The sequence below is a fragment of the Brevibacillus massiliensis genome (assembly GCF_000311785.1).
GTDB classification, from domain to species: domain Bacteria; phylum Bacillota; class Bacilli; order Brevibacillales; family Brevibacillaceae; genus Brevibacillus_C; species Brevibacillus_C massiliensis.
Window position 1 is genome coordinate 39,813 of the sequence record NZ_HE978536.1, and the last position, 12,496, is coordinate 52,308.

10 protein-coding genes are annotated in these 12,496 nt (G+C 55.7%); 4 read left to right on the forward strand and 6 right to left on the reverse strand.

The features are described 5' to 3' along the window. Positions 1 to 80: 80 nt before the first annotated feature. Positions 81 to 1,721: an acetate--CoA ligase gene (gene acsA, locus HGBM_RS04030; protein WP_019119809.1), complete on the reverse strand. Its 1,641-nt coding sequence runs from the start codon at positions 1,719 to 1,721 to the stop codon at positions 81 to 83. Between the two features lie 166 nt (positions 1,722 to 1,887). Here acsA and HGBM_RS04035 point away from each other — a divergent pair, with 166 nt between their 5' ends. From HGBM_RS04035 to HGBM_RS04050, 4 genes are all read left to right on the forward strand, one after another. Next, positions 1,888 to 2,796 (forward strand): metallophosphoesterase, encoded by a 909-nt coding sequence (locus tag HGBM_RS04035; protein ID WP_019119810.1) that lies wholly within the window; start codon positions 1,888 to 1,890, stop codon positions 2,794 to 2,796. Positions 2,797 to 2,905: 109 nt separating this feature from the next. Continuing rightward, positions 2,906 to 3,937 carry a PucR family transcriptional regulator gene (locus HGBM_RS04040; protein ID WP_019119811.1) on the forward strand — a complete coding sequence of 344 codons (1,032 nt, stop codon included), beginning with the start codon at positions 2,906 to 2,908 and terminating at the stop codon, positions 3,935 to 3,937. 105 nt (positions 3,938 to 4,042) lie between these two features. Next, positions 4,043 to 5,155, forward strand: coding sequence for an ABC transporter ATP-binding protein (locus HGBM_RS04045; RefSeq protein WP_019119812.1), 1,113 nt, complete (start codon positions 4,043 to 4,045; stop codon positions 5,153 to 5,155). 234 nt (positions 5,156 to 5,389) lie between these two features. Continuing rightward, the gene (locus HGBM_RS04050) at positions 5,390 to 6,802 is read left to right on the forward strand and encodes a S8 family peptidase (protein WP_019119813.1); all 1,413 of its coding nucleotides are present in this window, start codon (positions 5,390 to 5,392) and stop codon (positions 6,800 to 6,802) included. A gap of 178 nt (positions 6,803 to 6,980) precedes the next feature. Here the strand turns inward: HGBM_RS04050 and HGBM_RS04060 are convergent, their stop codons facing one another. From HGBM_RS04060 to HGBM_RS04080, 5 genes are all read right to left on the reverse strand, one after another. Further along, complete coding sequence (locus HGBM_RS04060) at positions 6,981 to 7,487, reverse strand: DUF3907 family protein (RefSeq protein ID WP_019119815.1); 507 nt, start codon at positions 7,485 to 7,487, stop codon at positions 6,981 to 6,983. Between the two features lie 84 nt (positions 7,488 to 7,571). After that, the gene (locus HGBM_RS04065; protein WP_019119816.1) at positions 7,572 to 8,759 is read right to left on the reverse strand and encodes an ABC transporter permease; all 1,188 of its coding nucleotides are present in this window, start codon (positions 8,757 to 8,759) and stop codon (positions 7,572 to 7,574) included. Continuing rightward, entirely contained in the window at positions 8,752 to 9,939 is a 1,188-nt protein-coding gene (locus HGBM_RS04070; RefSeq protein WP_019119817.1) for an HlyD family secretion protein, read from the reverse strand. The genes HGBM_RS04065 and HGBM_RS04070 overlap by 8 nt, the downstream gene beginning before the upstream one ends. A gap of 37 nt (positions 9,940 to 9,976) precedes the next feature. Next, a complete protein-coding gene (locus HGBM_RS04075; RefSeq protein ID WP_019119818.1) occupies positions 9,977 to 10,552 on the reverse strand; it encodes a TetR/AcrR family transcriptional regulator in 576 nt (191 codons plus the stop codon). Positions 10,553 to 10,808: 256 nt separating this feature from the next. After that, on the reverse strand, positions 10,809 to 12,401 hold the full coding sequence (locus tag HGBM_RS04080) for a family 10 glycosylhydrolase (RefSeq protein ID WP_019119819.1): 1,593 nt from the start codon (positions 12,399 to 12,401) through the stop codon (positions 10,809 to 10,811). Between the last annotated feature and the right edge of the window lie 95 nt (positions 12,402 to 12,496).

Below are 12,496 nucleotides of genomic sequence, written 5' to 3' on the forward strand. Positions count from 1 at the left end.
TCTTTTGGGATAAGTCTGAGTATTCGACAAACCGCAAGCGTTTTCCTGCCGAAATCAGCGGAATCTTTTGGCAGTGAATGTTACTCCTCCAGAGTGGATAAGTCACCGGTCGGCAGTTCCAATTCCCAGGCTTTCAATACGCGGCGCATGATCTTGCCGCTGCGGGTCTTGGGCAGCGAATCCCGAAAAGCGATCTCGCGCGGAGCGGCATGCGCGGCCAGATTCTTGCGGACAAACTCCCTGATCTCCTCGCCCAGCTGCTCGCTGGCCTCGTATCCCTGGCGCAGCACCACAAACGCTTTGATCACTTCGCCGCGCACCGGATCGGGAATGCCAATCACCCCGGCTTCTGCAACGGCAGGGTGCTCTACCAGCTTGCTCTCCACCTCAAACGGGCCTACCCTCTCTCCGGAGGTATTGATGACGTCATCGATCCGCCCCTGAAACCAAAAGTACCCGTCTTCATCCTTGTAGGCCGAGTCCCCTGATATGTACCAGCCATGTTGAAAATACGAGTGGTATTTGGCTTCGTTGCCCCAGATGGTCCGCATCATCGCCGGCCATGGCGGCTTGATCGCCAAATTTCCCATCACCCCGGCCGGCAGTTCTCTGCCTTCCCCATCCACGATAGCGAGATGAATCCCCGGAAGCGGCATGCCCATCGAACCGGGCCGGACAGGCAAGCCGGGCCGGTTGGCGCAGATGGTGGAGCCTGTCTCCGTCATCCACCAATTATCGTATATCTGCTTGCCCAGCACCTGTTCTCCCCAGCGGATCACCTCCGGATTGAGCGGCTCGCCCGCCGACAGGATGTGGCGCAGACGGCTGAGGTCAAACTGCCGCGGCAGATCGTTCCCTGCCGCCATCAACATCCGGAATGCCGTCGGCGCGCTGAACCAGACATTTACCCCATACTTTTCCAAAGTAGCATACCAATCCTCCGGACGAAACCGGCCGCCGCGAACGACGATTGTCACCCCGTGCAGCCAGGGGGCGAACAGTCCGGCCGAGGTTCCCGTGATCCAGCCCGGGTCCGCCGTACACCAGTACACATCCCCCGGGCGAAAGTCGTAGACGACCGCTCCTGACACGTACTGGTGAACCAGTCCCGCATGCACGTGCAGCACACCCTTTGGCTTGCCTGTCGAACCCGACGTGTAGTGGAGGTACAAGCCGGACTCGCCATCCACCCGTTCGATGAGCGGTTCGTCGGAGGTGGCCATGAGCTGATCGTAGGAGACGGCTCGCTGGCTGGCCGTCCGGGGGATCTCGCCGACGACGATGACGTGGCGAAGCTGCGGCAGCTCTTCGATGGGAATGCGCGGCAGCAGCGAAGGAGTCGTCACGATCGCCGCGGCGCCGCTGTCTTGCAAGCGGTCATGCACAGCCGCTTCCATAAACGCCTCGAACAAGGGACCTGCGATCCCGCCAACCCGTACGATTCCTATCAGCGCGATATACAGCTCCGGACACCTCGGCATGAACAGGAATACGCGCTCTCCTTTTTTGATGCCAAGCGATTTGAGGCCCCGTCCAAAACGAGACGAGAGCCGCTGGATCTGCTCGAAGGTATACGATTCCTCTCGCTGGCCGTCGGTAAAGAAGAGAGCCGTCTGCTCTCCTTTTCCCTCGTCCACATGCCGATCCACTGCTTCATAGACAATATTACCCACACCATGTAGCGTCCAAGGAAACCGACGCCGTGCCTCTTCAAAGTTCATCGGATCACCCCTCCTGTCTTCCAGGTACAGTATATTCGGCTTATCTCGTAAGAATATTTCTACTCTTTTCACTGCATTTCCTTCCAGTATATACTTCCGCAGCCTTTCGGTATGTGTAGTATAATCATAAAGTATGTACTCTACCGATAGATGAGGTGATAGACCAATGTTATGGCCAATTGCCTTGCTTGCTTTTGCCGGCCTTGGCTTTAAGGCGTACCGCAACACCTTCCATCCGACAATCAACCGCATCTCGATCGACATCGCGCGAGAGAAGCGTCACATAAACGGAGCTTTTCCGCCTATTCGCATTCTTCACTTATCCGATTTGCACATGGAAAATATTTCGATCAAACCGGAGGGACTCGTAGCCGATCTGGCTGATGAAGCGCTGGATTTGATCGCGATCACCGGTGATTTTCTGGACCGCGCGTACAATATCCCCAAAGCCATTTCGTTTGTGGAACAGCTGCAGCAGCTCTCCCCCCGGCTCGGCACGTTTGTCGTTTTCGGCAACCACGACTACCTGCTGCCCGCTGCCAAGCTGGACTTGCTGCAAAGAGAGCTGGAAGGGGTCGGCTGCCGCGTGCTGCGCAATGAAACCGTTACGCTCGATGCGGCGGATGTGAAGCTGCACGTCATCGGCGTCGATGACTACGCCACGCGCCAAAGCGACTTGGCCAAATCGTTTCAGCAGGTTCCCGGCGACGGGCTGCGCCTCGTGCTGACACATGATCCCAATGTCGTGCTTGAAATGCAGGAATACGACTACGACTACCTGTTGTCCGGTCACTTCCACGGCGGACAGATCCACTGGCCGAAGCCATTTCACCTGGCCAAGATGGGGCAGCTCCCGCGGATGAATATCGTCAAGGGACTGCACTACCTAAACGGGCGTCCCTTCTACATCAGTGAAGGCTTGGGGCAAACCGGGCTGAACGTCAGGCTTCGTTCCCGTCCGGAGATCACCGTACACACCTTGCAGAGCCAGCCTGCCCCGCAGAAACAAAAATCCGGGGTGTCCGTCTCGCCTTCCCGGGAGAAGGCTTCCGTGCTGGCCGCAAGCGAAATATAAAACGCAAAACGCTTCCGTTGCCAACGATGGAGGCGTTCTTTGCTATAATCATAAGTAGTATCTCGTCATTGCCAATATTCTTTTTTCTTGTTCGGAACGGAGGTAGCATGTGATCGCTAGATGGCGCCGAGAAATCGAGCGGATACGTCAGACGACCAGCCTGCCAATCGAATTGGTTCGTTGTTCCCCGAGTGAGTGGGAGGCGGAGAGGCAGCAGTACGAACGTGCGGGCGGAAAAATCGTTATAAGCGAAGTCACTAAGGCGGAGGTCTGGTTCGTCGGCGTCAGCCCGGAGGCATGGCCAAAGCCTGCCCTGGCGTTGTTGAATCTGCTGTTACATCATGAGCCGGATCAGGCTGAGCCCGATAAGGAAAGTGTTCAAGCCTGGCTGAAGGCCTGTTACATGGGGCAAACCCCGGCTGTTCCCATCCAGCTGCAAACGCCGTGGAACTGGGTTGACGAGCGGGCCTGTTTTCTCCTGGAGCGGACCATGCCGGAGAGAAGCGGCCATGCCGCAGCGTGGCTGGCGCTGCTGACCGATTTTTTTGACGCGGGACAAAAGCTGGAGCTGTATCCCCTGACCGACACCGCTGCCCTTCTGCTGCTGCCGCTCTCCCTGCTGTCTGAAGTCAGGACGGATACGGACACAGGAGAACCGCCCGGGCAGTCCCTGCTGGAGTGGGCCGCCGGCATACACGATCTGATTTCGACGGAGGCGATGGAGAACGCGAGAGTCTTTGTAGCGCCGCCGATCGGGCAGCCTGAGCAGCTTGCCGCAGCGCTACGCGAGCTGGCTTCCCTGTCGCGTGCCGTAAAACGCTTCCTGCCCAAAACGATGGTCGCCGCGACCTGGCAGTACCGCCTGGAGATGTGGGCTGCCGAGCTGCCGGATCAGGCCGCCATGATGATCAGCCAAACACTGCCGTGGTCGATGCGGCTGTCGGCGGAACAGCGGGAAACGCTAGCGGCGCTCTGCTCCCACAACTTAAATATAAGTGAGACGGCCCGCGCGTTATACATTCACCGCAATACGCTGCTCTACCGCCTGGACAAACTGAAAGAGACGACCGGATTGGATCCGCGCCAATTCTCCGACGCGCTGCTGCTGCGCCTGGCCTTGCTGTTTAGTCAAAACCGCTAAGCAAATTTGTGCAGAATCGCCATAGAGACCGCCGCCCGTATTTCGCTATAGTAAGAGTGAGAAAATTCGGACGGGTCCGTACCTATCCGTGGGGAGGGAGCATACATGGCAGAAGTACGCCTGCATCACGTGTTTAAGCGTTATGGAAACGTCACGGCTGTAAATGACTTTCATCTGGACATAAAGGATCGGGAATTCCTCGTTTTAGTCGGCCCGTCCGGCTGCGGCAAATCGACCACGCTGCGGATGGTCGCCGGATTGGAGGATATTTCCGAAGGCGATCTGTACATTGGCAATCGCCGCGTCAATGACGTGGCACCAAAGGACCGCGACATTGCGATGGTATTCCAGAGCTATGCGCTCTACCCGCACATGAACGTCTATGAGAACATGGCCTTCGGCTTAAAACTGCGCAAGTTCTCCAAAACTGAGATCGACAGCCGGATCAAAGAGACGGCGCGGATCCTCGACATCGCGCATTTGCTGGACCGCAAGCCAAAAGCGCTCTCCGGCGGCCAGCGGCAGCGGGTGGCGCTCGGTCGGGCAATCGTTCGCGAGCCGCAGGTCTTTTTGATGGACGAACCGCTTTCCAACCTCGACGCCAAGCTGCGCGTACAGATGCGTACGGAGATTGCCAAGCTTCATCAGCGCCTGGAGACGACCGTCATCTACGTCACCCACGATCAGACGGAAGCGATGACGATGGGCGACCGGATCGTCGTCATGGAGGACGGACTGATTCAACAGGTAGCGACGACAAACGATATCTACAACCACCCCGTCAACCAGTTTGTCGCCAGCTTCATCGGTTCGCCCAACATGAACTTCATCACGGGACGGACGCGCGAGGAAGCAGGCAAGGTCTGGTTTGCGGCGAGAGGGATCGACATTCAATTTCCGGACGATCAGGCTCAGCTGCTCAGGAAAAACGGGTATGTCGGAAAAGAAATAACCTTCGGCATCCGCCCGGAGGACATTTACCGCGACAACCAGTTTATTACAGCCAACCCGTTTCAAAGCGTCTTCCAAGCAGAAGTCGATGTCGTGGAGAACATGGGCTCCGAGCTGTACGTCTACTTCAACAACATCGGCAATTCGCAGATGGTGGCCCGCGTAGACGCCCGCGAAGGACTGCGCCCGAAGATGACCGTCACACTCGGGATGGACCTGTCCAAATGCCACGTGTTTGACGCCGAATCAGAGATCGCTCTTTTTTAAAGGAAAACCTTCCTCTCCAGTATTCCCCGCCAGGTAATCGTTATCCACGCGGTTCCGGCCCGCTCCCGCCTCTTTGGCGATGTTCAGCGCCTCCAGAACGTCCTGGTTCGACCCGGAATGGGATATGCCGCCGAACAGCCCGGTCCGTAAAACTCACTCCCCTGTTTTTTCCTTCATAAACTCTTTGCCGGCGTAGCAGGATATACCTACTTAAGAGTGTAGGGAGTGAGTCTGGTGAGAGCAATCGCCGCCGTTTTGGTGGCTGCTGTGCTGGTCGTACTTGTTGCGATTCCCGTTCAGCGCTACCGCGTGCAAGAGTACAATGAACCCCATCCATCCGTCACCTCCATTCGTTCCGATATTCCCCGGATCAACTACATCGAACAAGTGCGGGACATTAGACGGCAGGTTGAGAGCAGGCCTCATATTAAAAAGATCCACCACAACGAACGGGACCGCAGTCACTACGTGGAACACGAGATTGTCGTCCGCTTCTCTCCGCGGCCCGATCAGGCGACCATCAAAAAGATCCTGGGGAAGGTAGACGGCAAAATCAAGCGCGATTACGGAGAAGCGATGATCATCAAGTCGAATTCGAAGACCACAAAAGAGATGATGAAGGTGTTTGCCGAGCATCCCGATTCCGTATACGCCGAGCCCAACTACTTGCTGTTGCCCAACGTGGTTCCGAACGACACCTACTATCCGCGTTACCAATGGAATTTGCCAATGATCGGCATGGAGGAAGGCTGGAACATAACGGAAGGAAGCACAGACGTCATCATCGCCGTGGTCGACACCGGCATCGACTTGAAGCACCCGGAATTCAAGGGCAAGCTGGTCCCCGGCTACAACTTCATAGACGATAACGACGTGCCGATGGACGACAACGGACACGGGACCCACGTCTCCGGCATCATCGCTGCCCGCACCAACAACAACGCCGGGATTGCCGGCATGTCGTGGAAGAGCAAAATCATGCCGGTCAAAGCAATTGGCGCGGACGGTTCCGGTTCGGCGTTTGACATTGCCCAGGGCATACGCTTTGCAACAGACAACGGCGCCGACGTCATCAATCTGAGCGTCGGCAACTACACCTCATCCGCGGCATTGCGGGAAGCCTGCCGATACGCTTTCGACAACAATGTCATCCTCGTTGCCGCCTCCGGCAACGACGACTCCGACCAGCCGGGTTATCCAGCCGCTTATCCGGAAGTGATGGGCGTGGCGGCAGTCGATCACCTCAAAGCCCGGGCCGATTTCTCCAACTACGGCGATTACGTCGATGTGGCCGCTCCCGGCGTCGACATACCCAGTACCTATATCGAGAGCGATTACGCTGCCTTGTCTGGCACATCGATGGCATGTCCGCACGTATCCGCCTTTGCTTCCCTGATCCGATCTGTCAGCCCCGGGATGAAAAACAGCGAAGTCATGCGCCTGATCCGGGAGACGGCCACCGATCTTGGCAGGCCGGGCAAGGATCCGGAGTACGGATACGGACTGATCAACGTCAATGCCGCACTCTCTCAACTGCAGGCAGTGGAAGCGCCGCCCGTTCAGCAGTCGACTGATGAAAGACAGTATAACGGCGGCATCGGCGGGTTTATCAGCCGTTTTTTACACCGGCTTGGTTTTGGGCTGTAGCGAAAAAACGGGCAGGTTCATGTTTTGCATGAGCCTGCTTTTTACGAACCCGGAAAATGTCGTGAAAAATTTTCTGAATATTTATAAAAAGATGTTGTGTTCCGACCCGGCAAAATTGTATACTATTACTGCTGGCATACAAAAAAGCAGCTCCATGGGAGCTGCGGTTTACTGATGATCAAACGGATGAGATCATTTGATTCGAAGGAATAGTATTATCACTCTCAAAGTAGTGCAGTTCATTGCGCATTTGCTCGAACGTCCTGGAAAGGTAAAGCGTTAAATGGCGAAGCTCAGGCGTTACCTCTTTGGAGAAAACAATCGGATCTTCTCCCGTATAGCCCATCCGGCTGTTCTCGTCGTACACTTCCCCTTTGGGATAGTAGAAGCAGTTGATGCAGGTGTGGTAAACGTTGTACAGCACTTCTTGAGCGAACTCCTCGCTAAAGCGGGCCCGCCGGAGACAGACACCCACTTTTTCGTAGGCATTCTCCGAATTGACGAGCAGATGGCGCAAGTCGGAAAGGTAGCTCCGATAATAAGCTTCGTACTCCTCCGGATCGCCGCTTTGCTTGACCAACTCCGACAGCGTCACCTGGTTGAGAAAGCGCTCCAACTCCATGCTTACCTTTTTTAACCGCCGAAAAGTCTCTTCACACAGCAATTTCAAGTGAGTTCCAGACATGGGTACCTCCTTGGGAAGAGAAATGTTAAATTAGTTCCTTTTCTATTTTATGAAACCCCTTTCAAAGATACAAGGCTTTTCTTTTTACAAGTTTTGCATGGTCGACAGGTTTTCCACCGGCTCGATTGCCCGCTTACGATTCCATAAATACGCGAGAAATGCGGAAAATATGCCGATCATCGCCATGAGACAAAGCACGAGCAGATCTTGTCGAATATAGTCGAATCCGTGCCCTTTCGTCAAAATTTCCCGAACGGCGTGCAAAAAATACGTAAGCGGAAGCGATTTGCTGATTCCGGCAATCACCGGCGTCATGGACATGGTCGGCCAGGTGTAGCCGGAAAGCATGAACGACGGGACGGCGATCAGCATGGCTACCTGCGTCGCCTGCAGTTGATTGGGCGAGAAGAAGGAAATCGCGAGGCCCAATGCCAAAACCGCCGCGTTAAAGACGATACCCGCCAGTATCAGCCAGAGCGGATTGCCGTAGAAGGGAATCTGAAATCCCTTTAACAGCAAGGTGTACGTGATCAACAGGCTGAAGGTGGACAAGATCAGGTAGGGAAGCATTTTTCCTGCCAGCAATTGACCAAAGCTGTGTTCCCGAATCGTTTGCTGCCAGGTTCCCGCTTCCTTCTCCCGCGTCACAGCGATGGCGATGCCAAGGAAGACGACCTGCTGCAGCACCGTCCCGCCGAGCCCGAATACCATGAACGACAAATAGCTGAACGTCGGATTGTACAGGACGCGGTAGCGATAATCAATTCCGGTTAGAAAGCTCTTCCCCTGCTCGCCCCACTCCCCTTTGGCCTCAAGCTGCTTCAGCGTGACGCTGGCAGATACCGTCTTGACGATCGTGCTCGCGGCGCGGACAGCCGTATTGGAGATCATCAGATTGCTGCCGTCGATGATCGTCAATACTTCCGTTTGCTGCCCCCGCTTCAACTTGTCTGACAGGCCGGCCGGGATGATGATTCCGACGTAATCCTCCCCCGCATCAATCCGCCGGTTCAATTCTGCCTCACTGTTTACCATGTCTGAGACGGCAAAAGTCTGATCCTGGTCAAAAGCGCGAATCAACTCCCTGCTCAGCTCCGACTGGTCGGCATCAAGGACGACCGTCGGCAGTTCCATCACCCTTCGTTCGCTGTAGAGGAATCCGAACAGCGTCGTATAGAGCAGTGGGACGATAAGCATCACCAGTACGATCGTCCGGTTGGCAAATATGGACCGCCACTCGTTTAGAAAGAGTTGGGAAAGTTTGCTATTCACCGCTTCTCTCCCCTTCTAACCGCCATTCAACCGTAAGTCCTGGCCGAAGTCCCGTCCCGGCGACGTCAAACTTGACCTGGAAGGCGCGAATATCGCGATCTCCCAACTCCTGCGTCGCCCTTTTTACGGCGAAATCAGCAGCCGGCGATATCGCCAAAACCTTGGCCTGCACCTCTTTTTGCAGCGCCGGCACATACAGTGTCTGCTGATCTCCTGCTTGCAAATGGCCCAGTTGATTTTCATCGACGTACAATTTGACGAACAGGTCCGCGTCAGACTGAATCGTCACGATCGCCGCACCTTGGGCGACGAGCTCGCCGCGTTCCGCCATCACCGATTTGACGGTTCCCGCTATGGGTGAGGTCAACTTCGTATTGCGCAAGTAGGCCTCCATTTCGTCCAGCACTCCTTTGGCCTGTTTTACGCCTGCATCCGCCGATTTGACGTCCGATTCCCGCACACCCACCTGGCCGCGTCCCGCAACAGCCTGTTCGTAGGCGGCTTGTGCCTGCTCCCATTGCGCCTTGGCTGCATTCACCTGCTCCTGGCGGGCACCGCTCTGTGCCATTGCCAGCTGCTCCTGGGTTGCCGCAAGTTCAGCCGCTGCTTTTTCGTACCCGGCCTGCGCTTCCTCTACCTGAACCAGGGGAACCGCACCCTCGGCCAGCAGAGTCTGCATCCGTTTCAAGTTGTTCTCGGCTGTTTCCTTCGCCGTTTGCGCCGCCTTCAGTTTGGCCTGAAGCTGCGAGATTTCCTCAGGGCGGGCGCCGTTTTTATTCGCTTCATACTGTGCTTTGGCTGCAGCGACAGCGGCTTTTGCCTGGGCGATTTGCGCATCAGACGTCTGGGCTGTGACGCTTACCCCTTGTTTGGCTTGCTCCCACTTTGCCAAAGCCAGCTCGTAAGCCGCCTTCGCCTGGTCCCGTTTTGCGAGCAGTTCGTCACTTGTCAGCTTCGCCACAAGCTGCCCCTCGGTTACGTGGTCGCCTTCCTTCACCGTGATCTCCTCGATCTGTCCGCTCATTTTAAAGGCCAGATTCACTTCCGTTCCTTCCACGACCCCGGTCACCTGTTGGTTCAACTGACCTACTGCGCTGCCGGGCGCCAGCAAATAGAACGTCAGCACGGCAATACACACCAAAAAAGCAGCCACACCGATCCACGCTTTTCGTTTGTTCATGTTTCTTCTCCCTCTCCCTCTTGTTCCTGTCTCTCGTTTACAGCCCCAAAGCCCCTTTGCACAGGGCAATCAACGTGGAGCGCGTCTCATCTGTGTACAGCGGTTCGCCCAAAAACAACCTGCGAAGCGCCGTAAACCCGATCATGCCAAACAGCGCCGATGTCAATGTCTGTGCATCCAGCTTGGGGTTTAGCATCCCTTCATCCTGCAGTTTGCGAAAATACGCTTCCATCGTGCCGAAGTAGTCGGCGAGAATCGAACGGACAAGCTCATCCCGCTCGCGGTCTCCGGAGCTGATATTTAACAGCAGCAAACACAGTTCCCGCTCGTTGTCGAAAAAGCGAAGATGCTCATCCATCAAGTGAAGCAGCCGCTCTTGAAGGGGGCGGGAAGTGTCTTTCATCGCCTCCGTAGCAGCGGCGATCAGCTTTTCCACCCCTTTGCGATTGACGTAGACAAACAGCTCTTCCTTTGTTTTGAAGTGGTAATACAAGGTTCCTTTGGCCACCTGGGCGATATCGGCGATCGCATCCATGGAGGTTTCGCTGTACCCGTTGGCAGCAAATGCCTGCAGGGCCCCTTGAGAGATCTGGTCTTTTTTTGTTCTGGCCATCCATTCACCAACTTTCGTTTTTGAACTGACTAGTCAGTTCAAAAACCAGTATATCCAGATTCATCCTGTTCGTCAACACGACATCTTCGGGTGGAAGAGCAGTTCGGCACCTATTTCATCGTGCTGCCCAATCCGCTCTGCGGAGACTGGGAAACCTCCGAAATTCATTTTCTACGAAAAAAAAGAAAGCAAGATTAGAACAGAACTTCTTCTAACCTTGCTTTCCTTTGCTTTTTTGCTGCCGCATGAGACGTCTTTAGCGGCGATAGTATTCGGTAAGGGCTTGCACCAACCCCAGCGGATTTTTCCGCAGATCCTTGGCGCTGAAGAACACGTCCCCGGCTATCTCCGGGTACTGTGTATTGTACTGCAGCTGGTTGATGATTTCCTGGGCGGTCTGCCAGCCGGCTTCCGTCGTCCCCAGCTTGTACGGGGCGTGTCCGATGTACAGCTTGACGTTCGTTCCTTTCACTTCGTTTGCCCACCATGCCACCAGCTTGTCGTACTGGGCTGGAGCAAAGGAGAAACTCCAGTAGATTTGCGGCATGACGTAATCGATCCACTCCTGCCTGATCCAGGTCCGTACGTCCGCATGCATGTTGTCGTAGGCGCTCACACCGGCCTTGGTATCGGAGCCGGTAGGGTCTGCCGACTTGTTGCGCCAGACGCCGAAGGGGCTGATTCCGAAGGGAAGGCCAGGCTTGGCGCTGTGAATCGACTGTCCCAGGTCCTTGACGAACTGGTTGATGTTGTCGCGGCGCCATTCGGCTTTGGTGGCAAATTTTTTGGCGTTGTACGCTTTGAACGCGGCATCGTCGGGAAAATCTCCGCCGGAGGGATAAAAATAGTCATCGAGATGGACTCCGTCAATCTCGTAGCGATTCACAACCTCCATAATTTCCGCAATAATTTGCTGACGCGCCTGGGGAATTCCCGGATTGATGTACAGTTTGTCCTGCGCCTTCACAATCCAGTCCGGATGCTGCTTGGCGATGTGATTGGGCGCCAATTGGTCCGTTTTTGCATCGGTGCTGGCCCGAAACGGATTGAACCAGGCGTGAAATTCCATCCCGCGTTTATGCGTCTCCTCAATCATAAAAGCAAGCGGGTCGTACCCCGGATCCTTCCCTTGCGTTCCGGTCAAGAAGCGCGACCAGGGAACCATTGTCGACGGGTACAAGGCATCCGCGGCAGGACGGACCTGTACGAACACGGTATTTAACCCCATCCCTTGCAGCTCGTCCAACAGCTGCACGTATTCCTGCTGCTGCTTGGCTTTATTTCCATACGAGCCGCTGGACGGCCAGTCCAGATTGAATACGGTGGAAATCCAGGCGCCGCGCATCGAATCGCCGGCCTTGGCCTGCTCCCTGCTGGGCGCTTGCCCGGGCAGAGCCGGAACCTCTGCATTTTCCGAATGCAGGGAAATCGTTTGGGTCGCCTGGTTCCAGTTCACCTGCAGACCGAGCTGTTCACTGACAAACCGGATCGGCACCATGACCCGTCCCTGCCTGTTCTCGACGGAAGCATCCAGGGCGACGCTCGCGCCGTTCACCCGGGCGGACTTCTGATTGACGGTCATCGCAATCTCCGTCCCCGCCTTGTTGATCGTCGCTGTCTGTGCGCTTTGCGACCAGGAGACCTGCGCCCCAAGACTCTCGCTGATGACCCGCAGCGGGACCATCGTGACGCCCACACTTGGAAGAATGTACGGAGCCACGTCACTTTCTACTTTTTGCCCGTCCAGATAGATGCTGATCCCCTGCGCCTGGGCATGGACCGGCAGGCTCATCGCCGGGACGCACAGCGCCAGCATGAGCAGCAGGATAAACCACTTGCGAAGTACCATTCTCCAAATCCTCCAAACCATTGTAATCGTAGTTTTCTATCAATCTCCCTAGGGTTAGACGTCTGTTTCCGCCGTTTGTTTCGGCAAAGGGACAG